The organism is Leucobacter sp. NPDC015123, from assembly GCF_043080205.1.
GTDB classification, from domain to species: domain Bacteria; phylum Actinomycetota; class Actinomycetes; order Actinomycetales; family Microbacteriaceae; genus Leucobacter; species Leucobacter aridicollis_A.
Genome location: NZ_JBIBVH010000002.1, coordinates 284,845 through 301,596, shown reverse-complemented (window position 1 = coordinate 301,596; position 16,752 = coordinate 284,845). Strand labels below are relative to the sequence as shown.

The window sequence follows — 16,752 nt, the reverse complement described above, 5'->3', positions numbered from 1 at the left end:
CAACGCAGCGTCAGTCGCGCGCAAGCAGCCGCGCGAAGAGGCTAGCGGCCGTCGAACGTCTTCCGCCACTCCTCGACCGAGGTCATCTGGGGGAGGGCAGCGCGGTACTCGGCCGCCAGTCTGTCCCAGTTCTTTGCGATCTGCTTGCTCAGGCTGCGGGATTCGCGCAGCAGCCTGCGGAACTTTGCCCGGTCGTGGCGGTACCACATCTTGCCGCTACCGTCGGCGGCGCCGACGATCACGTTCGCGTGGTGCGGGATCTGCCACCAGTGTGCGCCCTGCTTCGCGTACTCGAGGTCAGGCTGCTCGCCCTCGGGAACCGTCGCGCGCCGCCAGTGCTGGGGCACCATACGAAGAGTGAACAGTGCGAGTCCGAGACCGCCGGGCCCCTTCGGCTTCTCGGCCAGCTCGGGGAGCGCGCGGCCGCCGCGAGACACCGGGGTCTCTGGGTCGCCCGGCCGGTATACGCGGGTCTCGGGGAAGTCTTTCGCGCGTCCGCGGGCCGCGGGCATGTCGCGCGAGATGTCGTCGTGCAGCGATGCCGGGCCCTTCAGCACGGCGCGCATGCCGTCGACCGCGAGCTGGGTCGCGTAGTACTGCATGTTCAGCAGCTTTTTGATGTCTTGGCGGCCGCTGTTTTGCAGCAGCTTCCCGCTCTTCGGGCGGTCGGAGTGCAGGAGGCCAGCGATGAGCCTGTTGCGGGTGTGAAAGAACGCCTGCCAGTCTTGCGAGTCGTCTTTGTCGAGCCACGACACGTGCCACAGGGCGACGCCGGGGAGCGAGACTGTCCGGTATCCGGCCGCCTTCGCGCGCAGGCCGTACTCGGCGTCGTCCCACTTGATGAAGACCGGAAGGGAGAGCCCGATCTCGGCGATGACCTGCTTCGGGATCATGCACATCCACCAGCCGTTGTAGTCGGAGTCGAGCCGCGCGTGCATCCACTTCGTCTGGCGCAGGTTGCGGTTGCGGAAGTCGTGGCGGTGCTGCTCTTCAAACGATGGCCCCCACATGAACGGGTCGGGACGTACGACCTCGGCCCATGCGTGCATGACTGGCTTGTCGAGCAGATCGAACATGTGGCCGCCGACGATGACCGGCTCTCGGCTGAACCTGCCGAACTGCAGCGCACGCAGGGCGCTTTCGGTCTCGAACTCGATATCGTCATCGAGCAGCAGCAGGAAGTCTGTGTCTTCGCGCTCGAGCGTCTCGGACATCGAGCGGGAGAACCCGCCCGAGCCGCCAAGGTTGCCCTGCTCGATGACCTGCAGGTGTTCGCCGAGCGACGCCTGGACCTCATCGAAGCCTGCCTCGTCGCGTACTTTCTGCGTGCCCTGGTCGACGAGGAAGATGCGATCGATCCCCGCAAGAAGCGCAGGGTTTTCGGCGATATTCGCGAGTGTCGCAACGCAGTAGTCGGGCTTGTTGTACGTTGTCATGCCGAGGCTCAGCTTGCCCGTCTGCACGGGCTCAGCCGAGGTTGACCAGTCGCCGCCGTCGAGCACGAGGTCCTCGGTGCTGGCGATGAGGTCGAACCAGTACCAACCGCCGTCGCTGAACGAGGTGAGGGGGAGCTCGAAGGTCGTCGACGCCGAGTCTGAGACCTGGTGGGAAGCGACGCGCTGCGGCACGCCGTTCGCGTTCGACCGGTAGACGATGATGGTGCCGCGGCCAACTGTGCGAAGCGACAGTGTGACGCTCGTGACGACGGTCCACCGCTGCCAGTATGCGGCGGGGAACGCGTTGAAGTAGCTCGCGAACGAAACGCGCTGGCCCGCGCGCACTCTGGCGCTCGAGCGCGAGAGGACGTTGTCAATGCTCGCGTTGTTGCTCAGCCTGATGGGCCGGGTGCCGACCTTCGTCCAGGTCTCGGAATCGGCGTAGAGCGGCAGGACGTCGGGGTCCTGTGACACCGGGAACACGATTGACTGCAGCGTAGTCGGCATCTAGGGGCGTCTCTCTTCCGGATCAGGGTACTGACCGGCTTATTCTATCCTCGCGGAATTCGAGCGGCTGAGAGCCTGCGGAACTCGGGGCGCGAGGTGTGAAATGTTCACGCCGGCGCCACACCCTGCCCCACGCAGGCTACTCCACGTTCAGTTTGCCGGCGGCGCGCCAGACGGCGATGGCGAGCTCTGGCACTGAGTCGGCGATTTCGCGGAGCAGCTCGAACTCAACCCGATCCGCGTTTGCTCGGTGTGTGCCGGCGTCTGGGCTCGATGACTGCGCGGCGAGGCGGGCGAGTCCGTACTCGGCGAGCTGCCCGCGGTCTTCGAGGAGCTCGTCTCGCAGGGCGGCGACCACAAAGTCGTCGAGCTCAGGTGTCTCTTCGTATGCGACAGCCGGGTCCTGTCCTCCGCGCACGCGATACTCGAGGATAGTCTCGCGTTCGATGCGCGCGTCGTCCCGCAGTTTCTGCAGGCGCTCGGAGGGGAGGTTCACGTGCCCGATTCTACCAAGCGTGGCACGCGGGTGGCCGCGGAGCGGTAACGCTAGCGAGCCGTTGTCGCGGGCGCGATCTCGCGCGGGATGGGTACTTGGCGCCAGGGCACCCGCTGCGGTTCGGCGTCGAGCGATGGCAGCTCGAAATCGAAGCGGCTCTTCGCCGCAAGCATGATGAGCAGGAGCCAGCCGCTTTCTATCAGGATCCGGCTCTCCGCGAACGACTGGACGACGAGCGCGACCATGAGCAGGAACGGCCATAGAGCGCTCGTCGCGTATGGAAGCGGGGGGCCGTAGCCTCGACGCGGCTGGTCGACCGCACGGAACCACACGCGCCAGAGCGTGAGGGCGACGAGCGGAACGAACAGCAGGAGGCCGGCGATGCCGAGTTGTAGCCAGACGTCAAGCCACGCGTTGTGGGCGCTCATGACCTGGATGCCGCCCTGGACGTCGAGTGACTTGAAAGGCTCTACCCAGGGTGCCCAGTAGCTGATCCAGCCCCACCCGAACCACGGGCGCTGCTGCGCGAGTGAGATGACGCCCTCCCAGGTGTCGACGCGGCCGGTGAGGTCGCTGCTCTTACCGAGCAGCGAGAATACCCACGACCGCGCGAACAGTGCGACGCCGGCGATCGCGGCGAGCACGACCGCTCCGGTGATGTAGACCGGGAGCCTGCCGACGGGCCCGGAGCGGCGCGCCCACAGCGCGAACGCGAGCGCGATGACGACGGCGACGAGCGCGACTGTCACGGTCGCAGAGCGCGTAAGCGCGAGCGTGGCAAGCGACATGGCGACCCAGAACCATCCGGCGAACCGGGTGATGAGTCGCGCGCGCAGCTGGATTGCGAAGATGATGAGGCCGATGAGGCCGATGAAGCCGAACAGTGTCGAGCTGCCGACGAGCCCCTGGATGGGGCCGCCCTCGAAGAGCAGGTCGCGGCTCCAGTAGAGCAGCTTCGGTGTCTTTTCCTCCTGCTCCGCGGTCAGTTCGAGCCACCAGGGCAGCACCGGGTGCTTCACGAATACGGCGACGAACAGTTCGAACAGGAACGAGAGGCCGATCACGTAGCGAAGCGCGGTGCCGAGGGTGCGCAGGGTCTCGTGCCAGGTGAGGATGAACGCGAGGGCCACGGCGATGAGTGTCGTGAGGAGCTGCGCGACGACACCGAGCAGGCTTTCGAGACGGTACTGCGACCACAGGATCGAGAGCGCGGCGAGCGCGAGAAACAGGTAGATCGGCGAGGGCAGCCTGTACCAGCGGAAGCGCTCTGGTCGCATCTTCAGAAACATGATGCCGCCGATGGCTGCGAGCACGATAGCTGCCGCGATGAAGCCGGGCCAACCAAGAAGGTTTCGTGCGCCGTTGCTGGCGAGTGTGAAGACAAACACGACGATCGCGTACGCGCTCACCCCGAGTCTTGTCTTGCTGTTGGCCATACCCGGTATGGTAGAGCATCGGGATACCGCTGGGAGCATTGTGCTGATCTTCATCGAGAACACTCCGCGCGCATATGCGTGGGGCTCAACCGATGCACTTCCGGCGATGCTGGGCCACGCGCCGACAGGTGAACCGCAGGCCGAGCTGTGGCTTGGGGATCATCCGGGGAGCCCGGCGAGCGTCGCGAAGGCGACCCCCGTGCCGCACACGCTGATCGAGCTGATCTCGCAGGATCCGGAACGGTACGGGGTGAACGGTGGGCCGCTGCCGTTCCTCCTGAAGGTGCTCGCGATCGGGGCGCCGCTGTCGCTGCAGGCGCACCCTGACGCGCGCCAGGCGCGCGCTGGCTTCGCAGCGGAGAACGCGGCGGGTGTGCCAGTCGATTCGCCGGTTCGCAACTACCGCGATCCGAACCACAAGCCCGAGCTGCTTGTCGCGCTCAGCGAGGTCACCGCGCTGAGCGGGTTCAGGCCGCTCGGCGACACGATCATGGATCTCCGGGCGCTCGCCGCAGCTGCGCCCCACGGCGCGGCGGCGCTGTGGGCGGTGGCCGACAGGTTTGTGGGCGCTGATCCGGATCGTGGGCGGGAGGAGTTTCTTCTGTGGGCGTTCTCCGACACCGATGAGGTGCGTGACGCGATGCGAGCAGTTGTGGACGCAATCGGCGCTGGGTCACGGCCTGCGATCCATCCGGATCGGCTCGAGTGTCTGCGGAGTCTCGCACGTCACTACCCTGGCGACCCCGGCGCGCTCGTATCGCTGCTGCTGCATCACGTGAGGCTCGCCCCCGGGGAAGCCGTCTACCTTGGTGCCAGGCAGCTCCATGCATACCTCGGTGGGATCGCGGTCGAGGTGATGGCGGCTTCTGACAACGTGTTGCGCGCAGGCCTGACCGAGAAACACGTCGACATTCCTGAGATGCTTCGCGTCCTTGACTTTGGTGAGTTGAGCGAGCCACGAATGTTTGGCAGGCGTGCCGCGGCCGGTCTCTGCGAGTGGGACCCGGGGGTGCCAGACTTCCGCCTGTTCAGGGCCCGCGTTACCCACGACAGTGACGGCAGTTCTGTCGGTGCGTTTGGCGATGCTGCGTCGCTCGGCGGCGCCCGCCTTGAGGGGGCTGCGACAGAGGTTGTCGTTGAGGCCCACGCCCCGCTCGTGCTCATCGTGACTGCAGGCCGGGTACTCGTTTCGAGGCCGGAGGCGGAGCTGGCCGAGATGGCCAACGCCGCTCGCGGGCAGTCCCTGTACGTCTCTGCTGGCGAGCCCATCCACCTGACAGGAAGCGGCGAGGTGTTTCTCGCAACTGTCGGATCAGCAGTTACGCCGTAATCTCGGGGCTGCGGTAGACGAGGTGGTGCATACACAGGCTCACGAACAGTACGGCCCGAGCGTACGGCTGCGACAGCGAGTAACCGAACGCCTGCTCGGCTTTGCGGACCCAGTGCGCCACCGTGTTTCTGTGCATGTAGAGCTCTGAACCCGCGCCTCGTACTGAGGTAGTGGTGGCGAACGCCTCGAGCACGTGCAGTACGCGATCGCCGTGGGCCTTCCTGAGCCGCTCGAGGATTTGCACGTCCTCAAGAGTTCTAAGCTTCGCTCGCGGGAGGCTCGTGAGCGCCGCGATGCTGTGAAGCTCCCCGCCGTTGCGCCAGCCCTCGTCTCGTGAAAGGTGGAGCGGGCTTCGTTGCCGCGACAGCGATGTGAAGCGCAACGCGTCCTGCGCGTTGCGGAGCGCCCAATCCGCCCGGTCAGCGGGAAAGACGCCGCTGAAGGCTGCAAGAACTCCTTGCGGGGGCGGGCCAACTCGTTCGGGCGTGAACGAGGCTGAGACGAGCAGAGCTTCGTACTTTGGGTACCGCATTCGGGCATAGAGTTCGCTCGATCGAGCCCCCTGCTCGGCGAAGTGCTCGGCGAGCTTCTCGTTTCCCCCGATCGCGAGGACCCGAATCGGCTGCTCCGCAAGCAGGGAGAGCTCCGCCAAGGCAGCGGTCTTCGCGCCCGCGGCGGTCTCTGGGCGAAACAGCGTCTGGATTGCGTGGTTGGCGTCGCCGGGTGCCCGGTCCCAGTGGGCTGCGATCCGCAGCGCGACCGCGAGCCTCGGCAGAAAGTCGTCTGGCACACCGTCTGCAGCGTCCTGATGCCAGACGTGGATCCCGTCTGGGCCGTGGTAGTTCACCCTGTTTGGCTGCCTCGTGAACTGCGGCTCGGCTGCCGGGCTGACCCTCACGATACGGTCGCCGCCCGGGAACCGCACTGCGACAGTTCCGCGGATTGCAACTGCCGCCTGAGACAGGATTGCCTCGCGTGAGCGCGCCTCGGTGAGGAGTCCGTCGAAGAATTGAACTGCGTCGGTTATGCCCGCCATGCGGCACACGGTAACACGGCGACACCTGTTGCTGTCAGGAGTGCACAGGCATCGTGGACGATTTGCTGAGGCCGCAGTGCCATCCGGCCCCGCTCGCCGGGTGCCGGTGCGAATCCGCGCTCGCGGTCTCCGAGATCGCTCCACAGACGACGAGGGGTCCGGGACGATTGTCCCGGACCCCTCGTTCGCGCGTCAGGTGCGCTGCAGCGTGGCCTGCTACTCGGAGAGCAGCGCCTGGATGCGGCGAACGCCCTCGAGAATTGCATCGTCGCCGAGTGCGTAGCTGAAGCGCAGGTAGCCCGACGGGCCGAAGGCCTCACCGGGTACTGCCGCGACCTCTGCCTCTGAGAGAATCAGGTCGGCAAGTTCGAGCGATGTCGTTGGAGTGACCCCGCGGATCTCGCGGCCAAGCGCCGCGGTCACATCGACATAGGCGTAGAACGCGCCCTCCGGGGTGGGGCAGTGGAAGCCTGGGACCTTGTTGAGCTCTTCAACAATCAGACCGCGACGCCGATCGAACGCCTGCCGCATCTCCTCAATCGGCTCCTGCGGGCCATCGAGAGCAGCTGCTGCGGCGATCTGCGCGATGTTGTTGATGTTCGATGTCATGTGCGACTGCAGGTTCGCCGCACCCTTGACAAGATCTGCCGGGCCGATGAACCAGCCGATGCGCCAGCCAGTCATCGCGTAGGTCTTTGCAACGCCGTTCACGAGGATGGTGTTGGCTGCGAGCGCAGGGACTGCCTCGACGATCGAGATCGCGCGGACGCCGTCGTAGGTGAGGTTCTGATAGATCTCGTCGGTGACGACGAGCAGGTTGTTTGCGAGCGCCCACTCGCCGATAGCGGTTGTTTCCTCAGCCGTGTACACGGCGCCCGTCGGGTTCGACGGCGAGCAGAATAGCAGTGCCTTGGTGCGATCGGTGCGAGCGGCCTCAAGCTGGTCGACAGTGACCTTGTAGCCCTGGTCGGCGCCAGCGAAGACCTCAACCGCTGTACCGTCGGCGAGCTTGATCTCCTCGGAGTAGCTCGTCCAGTACGGGGCGGGAAGGATAACTTCGTCGCCCGGGTCGAGGATTGTCTGGAAGGCCGAGTAGACGGCGTGCTTGCCGCCGTTTGTCACGATGACCTGAGCCGACGTGATGTCGAGGCCCGAGTCACGCTTGGTCTTCCGCACGATTGCTTCGCGCAGCACGGGAAGGCCGACTGCGGGGGTGTAACGGAAGTTCTTGGGGTCGTCGAGGGCCTTGCGTGCCGCGTCAACAATGTGTTCCGGGGTCGCAAAGTCAGGCTCGCCTGCGGCAAAGCTAATGACTGGGCGGCCTTCGGCCTGGAGGGCTTTTGCCTTTGAATCAACCTTGAGCGTGGCTGACTCTGCGATGGCGGCGATCTTCTTTGACAAACGGTTGGTTTCGGTCACGGGATTAAGACTACTCCTCAGCGCATGCCCGTGGGATCCTGCGTGGTGGCGTGTAGGGCGCGGCGCACCCGGCGTGCGGCCGAAAACAATCCCAGTTCGACAAGCAGCACAGGATCGCGTAGTCTTGTACCTAGGCATTGACTTCTGCCATTATCGGTTGTGCCCAAAACGCAATCGTAAAGCGGGAGTCTCCCTTTTAGGGTGGTGGCGCAATTGGTAGCGCAACGGTCTCCAAAACCGTAGGTTGCAGGTTCGAGTCCTGTCCGCCCTGCCACGCCTGATCGTTAGATCAGGGCACTGAAAGGACAAACCCGATGAGCAGCATTGAACTCGCTGAGAACGGCGGCAACGTCGAGCCGGCGAAGAAGGATGACCGTAAACGCGGCTTCTTCGGGCGAATCATCCTGTTTATCCAGCAAGTGTTTTCGGAGCTGAAGAAGGTCGTTACCCCGACCCGCAAGGAGCTCGTTAGGTACACCCTCGTCGTGCTCGCCTTTGTGGTCGTGATGATGGCGCTCGTGTGGGTGCTCGACCAGGCCTTCGGCTGGGTCACCCTCTTCGTCTTCGGCACGCCGCTTCGCTAGAGCCCAGACGACCACCACACACGTAACGAACGAGAAGGCACCACTGAGATGACGCCCGAGAACAGCTCCACACCTGAGTCAGAGCTCGACGCGGCGCTTGACGCGCTGGCGAACGTGGCCGACCCAGAGGTCGACGCGGCAGTCGAAGACGCACTCGATATCGACTCGGTCGACGAGGCAGAGGCCGCCGCAACCGCAATCGTCGACGAGGAGTCGACAGAAGAGGGCGAAGCGGAAGCGTCCGCTGAGGACCCGTACAAGGCTTTTAAGAAGGACCTGCGTCGCAGGCCGGGCAAGTGGTTCGTGATTCACACCTACGCCGGCTACGAGCGCAAGGTGAAGTCCAACCTCTGGAACCGTCGCGAGGTCATGGGTGCAGTAGATGACATCTACGAAATCCAGGTCCCGATGGAAGAGGTCATGGAGGTCAAGAACGGCCAGCGCAAGATGGTCACCCGCGTGCGCATCCCCGGCTACGTGCTCGTTCGCATGAACCTCACTGAGAGCACCTGGTCCGTCGTGCGCCACACTCCCGGCGTGACAGGCTTCGTCGGAAACGCGCACAATCCTGTGCCGCTTCGCATCAACGAGGCGTTCGAGATGCTCAAGAGCACCGTCGAGCTCGAGCCTGCAGCAGCTGCAAAGGGCAAGGCTCCCGCAAACGCTGTGGCTCAGGGCCAGGTCGAGATCGATTTCGAGATCGGCGAGACAATCACCATCAAGTCGGGCTCCTTCGAGGGGCTCCCAGGCACGATCAGCGAGATCAACCCGGCTGCTGGGAAGCTCACGGTTCTGGTGTCGCTCTTCGAACGCGAAACCCCTGTCGAGCTCGGCTTCGACCAGGTCACGAAGATGGTCTAGCCCTGGCTACTCAAGCTTCACCCGCTAAAACGCGCGTCGCCCTTTGGGACAACGCGCGTTTTGCGCTTATTGTGCTCGTCGTGATCGGGCACTTGATCTCGACAGTTCGCACTGACACCGAGCTCGGATTCGCGCTGTACGCGTACATCTACCTGTTCCACATGCCTGCGATGATCGTGCTGTCGGGGCTGTTTTCGAAGCCTGAGGTCACGCCGAAGGCGATCGTGTCGACAGTGCAGCTCGTCGTTGTTTGGCTCGCCTGGGAGGGAATCTGGGCGGTACTGCGCGGGCTCGTCGAAGGCAAGCAGCTCAGTCAGAGCTTCTTGGTGAGTCCGGCTTGGACACTGTGGTTCCTTGTGACCCTCGCCACGATGCGCATTCTGCTGCCGTACATCGCAAGATTCAAGCATCCGCTTCTGCTCGCGACCGCGCTCGCACTCGTTGCCCCGCTGCTGCCCGCAATTGGGGTGAACTTTTCTGCAGCGCGCACGCTCGCGTTCTTGCCATTCTTCGTCGGCGCTTGGCTTGCTCGTGAGCGCGGCTGGCTCTCGGGCAGTTGGTTCATGACACCAAGTAGGTCTCTTCGCGCTGGCGCATGGGCGCTTCTGTGCGCAGTGGCAGCGGTGCTTGCCGTGTTTGCACTGCTTCCCGGTGGGGTCAGGGGTTTCTGGCGTATCGACAGGTGGTTGACCCACCGAGACAGTTACTCGTGGATGTTCGAGCACGCACCGGTCGGTGGTTGGAACGCCAACGGCTCCGGCCTGGCGGGCTGGTTCGGACTCGCAGCGGGTGGAATGCTCGTCGTCGGCCTGCTCATGCTCCTTGCGGCCGCGATGACGCTCGCACTGCTCATTGTTGTGTCGCGTTCACACTCAATCGCCACCGTGTGGGGCGCGCGCACGCTCTACGTCTACTTACTGCACGGAGTCGTCGTGTGGGCACTGCGCGAGTCTGGCTTCGTAGGTGCGGTCGGCGAACTCGGCTGGCTGGGCATCGTGGCGCTCTCGGGCATAGCCGTAGCGATCGCGGCCCTGCTGTCGACGAAGCCCGTCTCGGCGCTCTTCAGACCAATCGTTGAGCCGAACCTCGCCTGGATGTTCGGCCGCGGCGAAGCCCCAACTCGTTAGCGGGCCGGAAAGCCGTCGAGTCCGACACGCATACCCAGCTGAAACCTCCGGCTCACACCCAAGCGCCGCTGCAGGGCCCCCGCGCGTCGTTGCACGGTTCGAACGCTGAGGCCAAGCTCGCGGGCGATGCTTGAATCCGTGAGTCCCAGGAGCAGCTGGTCTAGTAGCTCAAGCTCGTCCTGTGAGAAGCCGTCGCCGAGCCGTCCGGGGAGGGAGTGCGCCTGCGGGAGGGCGTGCGCCCATGCGCTCTCGAACACCACCATGAGATAGTCGACGAGGGCCGGGTGCGTTGCGTGGATTGCGAGGACAACGTCGCCGTGTGCGGTCCCCTCCACGGGCACGGCTAGCAGCGCTTCGGCACCGTCGCGCACGACCAGGTGCATCGAAGCGAGTTCCGAGAAGCGCACCGAGTCTTCTCCGGCAGAGCCGGGTTCGGTCGGTGAAAGTACTCTCCGGACACGCACAGTGCTCGCGGGACGCTGCGGTGGCAACGCCTCCCAGTGCGCGAACGCGGTCATTGGCGCTGCCCTCAACACATCGAGCGTCTGTGTCGCCTGTGCTCCGAGCGCGAGAAACCGGGTGCGGAGCTCGCCCGCTGTGCGAACCTCGCTGCCGAGCAGCAGAGGATCCTCGTCCCTCTGCTCCGGCGCTTCACTTGCCTCTCGAAGCAACGCCTCAAGGCGACTTGTGAGTTGTGCAACATTCACAGTGTGCTGTCCTTCCAGCCGAGGGCGATGAGCGCTGCGTCCCGCAACTTCGGGGTGGCCTTCATAGTTCATTCTAGGTAGCGCTGACCCAACCTGCTCGTGGCGCACCTCCGACACCAGGTGACGTGTTCCCGACCTTGGCGGGTCTTCCGGCCGTGTGTCACACTGACCGCAGGGCAAGTCATCTCTGCTTCTGCGTACTGCGGGGGCGGTGTTTTGGTGCGCCCGAATCGAGGCAGGAGTGCGGCGGCCTGGTCGCGCGCAATCGTGCGCAGAACGATAGGAAGAAGGACATAATGACAGCACGAACGATGCGGCGGGGAGCGACGATGCTCCTCGGCATCGCGGTCTGCGCGGGGCTCGCCTTTACGGCACCGGCAGCCGCGCTCGGCACCACGGGGGAGGCGGAAGTGCCCGCGGACGAAACTGCGCCGGCGTATATTTCAGGCCTGCTGAATCCAAACAGTGATGGAGAAGACTCGGCACTCCCGCCCCTTTCAGCGAATACAGAAGCGCTGCGAGTTGAAGCGACCGACGAACTCGAGGCGCCCAAGCGCCCCTCCATGCAGGCGGGCTCCGAGAAGCAGCGGGCGCAGGGCGCGCGTGCGGCGAAGGCAGAGTGCACGAAGGCTGACTTCGCCGCTGCGTCGGGCAGGGCGCTCACGGACCTCATCGCGGCAAGCAGCACCGACTGTATCAACACCCTGTTCTCGGTAACGGGCAGCCAGGCAGCTCAGGTCTTCTCCGAGGCCAAGATGGTGAGCGCCGCGAACGCGCTGCGCACGATCTCGGAGACCTACCCGGGCAACAACTCGACCTCAGCGGCGCAGTTCGTGCTGTTCCTACGCGCGGGCTACTACGTGCAGTACTACAACTCGGCAAGCGTGCCAGCGTACGGGAACGCGCTTCGCACCGCAATGACGGGTGCGCTCGACACGTTCTTTGCGAATCCGCACTCGAAGGATGTCTCTGACGCGAACGGCGAGACGCTCTCCGAGGCCGTGACGCTGATCGACAGCGCAGAGCTCAACGACCGGTACCTGTTTGTGGTCAAGCACCTGCTCACCGATTACAACGCGAGCTACGACTCGTCGTGGTGGATGCTGAACGCCGTGAATGCGAGCTACACCGTGCTGTTCCGCGGGCACCAGGTTCCTGCGTTCGTGAGCGCGGTCGCGGCTGACCCGTCGATCCTGCAGACGCTTCGTAACTTCACCGTCACGAACGCAGGCCTCCTGCAGACGCCGCGTGCGTACCTCGTGACGAACGCGGGCCGCGAACTCGGCCGGTTCCTCGGCGATCCGCAGGTGAAAGCCGCCGCGAAGCCGCACGTCAAGGCGATTCTCGATGAGAACACCCTCGAAGGGTCCGGTTCGGCGCTGTGGGTTGCCGTCGCCACGATGGCCGACTGGTACGACCGCGACAACTGCAGCTACTACGGCATCTGCGACCTGCAAGAGCAGATCGAGGCCTTCGTGCTTCCCGTTACGCACGTCTGCAGCTCAAGCATCACCATCCGTGCGCAGGAGATGACGCAGGGCCAGCTCACCGAGAGCTGCAACAGTCTGCTCGCGCAGGACGCGTACTTCCACGCCGTCGCGAAGGACCCGGGCCCGGTACCCGGCGACATCAACACGAACATCGAAGTCGTTGTCTTCGACTCGAGCGACGACTACCAGTCGTACGCAGGCACCCTGTTCGACATCGACACCAACAATGGTGGCATGTACCTCGAGGGCGACCCGTCACAGGCGAACAACCAGGCGCGATTCATCGCGTACGAAGCCGAGTGGCTGCGCCCTGCGTTCGCGATCTGGAACCTCAACCACGAGTACACCCACTACCTCGACGGTCGCTTCAACATGCACGGTGACTTCGGCGAGAACATGCTTACCCCGACGATCTGGTGGGTTGAGGGCTTCGCCGAGTACATCTCGTACCACTACCGTGGCCTTGCTTACACTGAGGCGCAGAATCTTGCGGCCGCAGGCACGTACAAGCTCAGCGAGCTGTTCGACACGACGTACGACCACGGCACCGACCGCATCTACCGGTGGGGCTACCTCGCGGTGAGTTTCATGCTGAACACGCACCCGGCAGAGATGCAGACCGTGCTCGGACACTACCGCTCGGGCGACTGGAACGCGGCCCGCGCGTACCTGAAGAACAGCATCGGCACGTCGTACGACGCCGAGTTCGCCGGGTACCTCGCCGAGTGTGCCGCTGGCAACTGCGGGGTCGAGCTCGGCGGCGAGCAACCGACGACCAACACGCCCCCGACCGCGGCGTTCACCGCGGCTATTGAAGGTCTGCAGGTGACGCTGACTGACGGGTCGACGGACGCCGACGGCTCGATCGCAAGCTGGGCGTGGGAGTTCGGCAACGGCGAGACCTCGACCGAGCAGAGCCCGGTCGTGACCTACGCCGCGGCTGGTGAGTTCACGGTGAAGCTCACCGTGACCGACAACAAGGGTGCGACGGCATCGGCGACCCGCAAGGTGACCGTCGTCGGCGATGAGGAGACCGGCCCGGGAACCGGCGGCGAGAACACGTGGGAGATCCCCGTCTGCGACGACCCCGATACCCGGTCGCTCGGCCAGGTGTGCGGCCGGATGAAGCGCTCGGGCGGCGCGGGCGACTCTGACTACCTCATGGTTTGGGTTCCCGAGGGTACGCCGCGTCTCACGATCACTGCTGGTGGCGGCACAGGCAACGCCGATCTCTACGTCGGCAGTGGAGGCTGGGCGAGCCAGAACAATCACCAGGGACGCTCGACCAATGCGGGCAACAACGAGCAAGTTGTGCTCGATTGGCCAGCCTCGGGGTGGAACTACGTCACTCTCTACGGCGCTGAATCGTTTGACAACGTTAGCGTTGTCGCGCACTTCTAAGAACCGCTGACTGGGCGCGGTGCTCGTGACCCTACTGGATCACGGGCACCGCGCCCAGCTGCACCGGGACGTTCTCGTGGCCGGCGAGATACTCTCCGATACAGACACCAAGGTGAAAACGACCCTTCGCACCGAGCGCATGTTGGATCGCCTGGACTTGTCGTTGCACAGTGCGCTCGCTGACGCCGAGGGAGCGCGCGATGCTCGCATCCGTGCGTCCGAGCACGAGATACTGGAGCAACTGGACTTGCTCGGGTGACAGGGCTGCCTGAGCGTCAAGCTGCGGTGGCGAGACCGGAAGAGCGCGGGTCCACACCGCGTCGAACAGGTCGCACAGGTATTCGACTGTCGCCGGGTGCGTCGTGTGAAAACCGAGGGGACTGACGTTGGGGTAGCCTTTCGCGATGACGAGGGCCTCACAGCGGTCGCGGATGACTAGCCGGGAGGGCACGAGGTCGGAGACGCGGGCTTCCTCCCCCTGCGCGATGGCGTCGAGCGTCGCCTCGAGGTGTGCGTCGTGCTCGAAGATGCTTGTCGAATACACCACGCGGTACCGAATGCCGGCAGAGAGCGCGATTGCTTGTGAGGGGCTCTGCCCGTTCGTGTCGCCGCAGTAGTCTCCGTTGTCGAGGGCGCTCACTGATTCGCGCGCGTTGAGCTGCAGCGAAGAGAAGAGCGCGGTTCCCTCGTCGCGTGAGCTCACCGGGCGCCCGATATCCCCGCCCTCGTGTGTGCCGCCGTCGCCGCGGGCGAGCGTGATGAGATCTTTGATCCGTGCGGTGAGCTCTGCAGCGTCCATCTGTACGTCCTCGTCTGGGCAATCTCAGACGATTATCCCCAGTTTTGGCGCGTGGTACGTGACATGACACACGGCTGCCGGGGAAAAGGACCTGCCAGCTACTTCATTGGACCTTCTGGGCCCCTCGGTACCAGCAGCTGATGCTGGGCGAGCTCGCGGTACAGCGGCACTGACGCGACAAGTTCGGCGTGTGTGCCTTCACCAATGACGACGCCATCGTTTACGACGATGATCTTGTCTGAGTCGACAACTGTCGAGAGTCTATGCGCGATAACGACGAGTGTTCTGCCGGAAGCAACGGAGTCGAGCGCCTCGCGCATCAGACGCTCGTTGACTCCGTCGAGCGACGCTGTTGATTCATCGAGCAGCAGGATCGGCGGGGCAGTGAGCAGTGCGCGTGCAATCGCGAGTCGCTGCTTCTCGCCGCCCGAGAGCATGAGGCCGTTTTCGCCGACCTGCGCGTCGAGGCCGCTCTCGAGGCCACCGGTCGCTGCCGACCGGTCGAGAAGACCACCAAGATTGACAGCCCTGAGCACGCGTTCACAGGCGGCGTCGCTCGCTGTGGGGGAGGCGAGGAGGAGGTTGTCCCTGAGCGTGCCGGCGAGCACGGGCGCATCTTGTTCGACGTAGCCGAGCTGTGAACGAAGCTCTCCGCGGTCGAGCGAACGCAGGTCGACGCCAAACAGCTCGATGGCGCCCGAATCAGGATCGTAGAAGCGCTCGATCAGCCCGAGCACTGTCGACTTACCTGCGCCCGATGGCCCGACGAGTGCGACACGTGTGCCACGTGGAACATCGAATGACACCCCGTGGAGCACCGGCGTCTCAACAATCTCGGCGGGAACCGCGGCGGCGTCGCGGCCAGAGCGTCCACGCACGAGCTCGCGTGCGTCGACCCTGTCGGGCGCAGCCGATCGATACGTGAACCGTACGTTCTCAAACCGGATCGCCGGCGCCGCGTCACTCCGCGATTCTGCGAGCGGAAGGAGGTCACCTGAGGGGGAGAGGTCGGCGTCGCCTGCGGTCTCAGTGGTGAGCGAGTCGATCTCTTGGATGCGGCCGAGCGCGCCGAGCGCCTGGTTCACAGCGGAGAAGGCGCCGAACGCCTGCCCCAGCGGGGTCACCATCATGAAGAGGAAGATGATGAACGTCACGAGCTGGCTGATCTCGATTGCGCCAGATGCGACGCGGTACCCGCCGAAGCCGAGCACTGAGAGGAGCGACACCTGCAGCGCGATGAACGAGATCGGAACAATGAGAGCTGAGATCCGGGCGATCTTGAGGCCGAAGCCGTACGCCTCCTCCGCCTGCTGCACGATTGCGACCTGCTCGCGGTCTGCGGCGCCCGCCGCACGAATTGTGCGCATCGACCCGATCGCGCGGTCGACCGACGCGGCGAGGTCGCCCACCTTCTCCTGCGCCTGCGCGACCGCGGGCCGGATGCGGCTCGAAAGCGCGACGACGACAACGAGCGATACCCCGATGATGCCGAAGGTGATGAGGAACAGCACTGGATCGATGACGAGCATGCCGATGAGCGCGCCCACGAAGAGCAATGAGCCGCCGACGGCTTCGACAAGGCCCTGCGTGAGCACGGCTCGAAGAAGTGTCGTGTCTGACCCGACACGTGACACGAGGTCGCCCGTGCGTCGGCGATCAAACTCGGAGATCGGTAGGTGCAGGATCTTCGCGATGAGCCTGCGCCGCGAGCGGAGCACGACTCCCTCGCCCATGCGCTGCAGTAAGTAGTGTTGGTAGCCGTCGAGCAGCGCGCCAACGATGACGACGGCGACAAGCACGCCGACGAGCACGCCAAGCGGCCGAGAGTCTTGGACACGCTCGATAACCTGGCCGACGAGGAGTGGCTGAGAGAGCGATACGAGCGCGCTCACGAGGCTCAGTGCGATGATGAAGGCGAGGAGGCCTCGCTGCTCGAAGAGGTACGGCAGAAGCTGCTTGAAAGATGCGCGAGGCCCCTTTGCCTGTGCGCTGCGCCCGCGACGTTTCCCGCTTGTGCGAGCCTCTCCGGGAGCCTCCGACGAGACGGTGTCGGTTGGCTGAGCAGACTGTCGCGCGTTAGATTCTGGCACCCGTTCACTCTATCCAGCGGTGGTGCATGGGCG

The 16,752-nt window shown here is 64.7% G+C and carries 13 protein-coding genes and 1 tRNA gene; 6 read left to right on the top strand and 8 right to left on the bottom strand.

What is annotated here, in order from left to right:
- Positions 1-41 precede the first annotated feature (41 nt).
- From ACF07D_RS05175 to ACF07D_RS05165, 3 genes are all read right to left on the bottom strand, one after another.
- Positions 42-1,943 (bottom strand): glycosyltransferase, encoded by a 1,902-nt coding sequence (locus ACF07D_RS05175; RefSeq protein ID WP_391504153.1) that lies wholly within the window; start codon positions 1,941-1,943, stop codon positions 42-44.
- A gap of 139 nt (positions 1,944-2,082) precedes the next feature.
- Positions 2,083-2,439 (bottom strand): hypothetical protein, encoded by a 357-nt coding sequence (locus tag ACF07D_RS05170; RefSeq protein ID WP_391504152.1) that lies wholly within the window; start codon positions 2,437-2,439, stop codon positions 2,083-2,085.
- A 50-nt stretch (positions 2,440-2,489) separates the two neighbouring features.
- A complete protein-coding gene (locus ACF07D_RS05165) occupies positions 2,490-3,875 on the bottom strand; it encodes an O-antigen ligase family protein (RefSeq protein ID WP_391504151.1) in 1,386 nt (461 codons plus the stop codon).
- Positions 3,876-3,882: 7 nt separating this feature from the next.
- Here ACF07D_RS05165 and manA point away from each other — a divergent pair, with 7 nt between their 5' ends.
- Positions 3,883-5,205, top strand: coding sequence for a mannose-6-phosphate isomerase, class I (gene manA, locus ACF07D_RS05160; protein ID WP_391504150.1), 1,323 nt, complete (start codon positions 3,883-3,885; stop codon positions 5,203-5,205).
- Here the strand turns inward: manA and ACF07D_RS05155 are convergent.
- Positions 5,195-6,241, bottom strand: a complete 1,047-nt coding sequence (locus tag ACF07D_RS05155) for a helix-turn-helix domain-containing protein (RefSeq protein WP_391504149.1) — start codon at positions 6,239-6,241, stop codon at positions 5,195-5,197. The two genes, manA and ACF07D_RS05155, sit on opposite strands and share 11 nt — an antisense overlap.
- A gap of 216 nt (positions 6,242-6,457) precedes the next feature.
- Positions 6,458-7,660: a pyridoxal phosphate-dependent aminotransferase gene (locus tag ACF07D_RS05150; RefSeq protein ID WP_391504148.1), complete on the bottom strand. Its 1,203-nt coding sequence runs from the start codon at positions 7,658-7,660 to the stop codon at positions 6,458-6,460.
- A 198-nt stretch (positions 7,661-7,858) separates the two neighbouring features.
- On the opposite strand from ACF07D_RS05150, the gene ACF07D_RS05145 reads away from it, so the two are divergent.
- From ACF07D_RS05145 to ACF07D_RS05130, 4 genes are all read left to right on the top strand, one after another.
- Positions 7,859-7,934: transfer RNA gene (locus ACF07D_RS05145), tRNA-Trp, on the top strand.
- A gap of 40 nt (positions 7,935-7,974) precedes the next feature.
- Entirely contained in the window at positions 7,975-8,244 is a 270-nt protein-coding gene (gene secE, locus ACF07D_RS05140; protein ID WP_255808422.1) for a preprotein translocase subunit SecE, read from the top strand.
- A 48-nt stretch (positions 8,245-8,292) separates the two neighbouring features.
- Complete coding sequence (nusG, locus tag ACF07D_RS05135; protein ID WP_391504147.1) at positions 8,293-9,105, top strand: transcription termination/antitermination protein NusG; 813 nt, start codon at positions 8,293-8,295, stop codon at positions 9,103-9,105.
- Positions 9,106-9,107: 2 nt separating this feature from the next.
- Positions 9,108-10,232: an acyltransferase family protein gene (locus ACF07D_RS05130; protein WP_391504355.1), complete on the top strand. Its 1,125-nt coding sequence runs from the start codon at positions 9,108-9,110 to the stop codon at positions 10,230-10,232.
- Here ACF07D_RS05130 and ACF07D_RS05125 read toward each other — a convergent pair.
- Positions 10,229-10,939, bottom strand: coding sequence for a LuxR C-terminal-related transcriptional regulator (locus ACF07D_RS05125; protein WP_391504146.1), 711 nt, complete (start codon positions 10,937-10,939; stop codon positions 10,229-10,231). The two genes, ACF07D_RS05130 and ACF07D_RS05125, sit on opposite strands and share 4 nt — an antisense overlap.
- A gap of 296 nt (positions 10,940-11,235) precedes the next feature.
- On the opposite strand from ACF07D_RS05125, the gene ACF07D_RS05120 reads away from it, so the two are divergent.
- Positions 11,236-13,830 (top strand): collagenase, encoded by a 2,595-nt coding sequence (locus ACF07D_RS05120; RefSeq protein ID WP_391504145.1) that lies wholly within the window; start codon positions 11,236-11,238, stop codon positions 13,828-13,830.
- A gap of 31 nt (positions 13,831-13,861) precedes the next feature.
- Here ACF07D_RS05120 and ACF07D_RS05115 read toward each other — a convergent pair whose 3' ends face one another.
- Both ACF07D_RS05115 and ACF07D_RS05110 read right to left on the bottom strand, forming a co-directional pair.
- Positions 13,862-14,629: a LuxR C-terminal-related transcriptional regulator gene (locus tag ACF07D_RS05115; protein ID WP_391504144.1), complete on the bottom strand. Its 768-nt coding sequence runs from the start codon at positions 14,627-14,629 to the stop codon at positions 13,862-13,864.
- Between the two features lie 98 nt (positions 14,630-14,727).
- Positions 14,728-16,719, bottom strand: coding sequence for an ABC transporter ATP-binding protein (locus ACF07D_RS05110; protein ID WP_391504143.1), 1,992 nt, complete (start codon positions 16,717-16,719; stop codon positions 14,728-14,730).
- Positions 16,720-16,752: the final 33 nt, after the last annotated feature.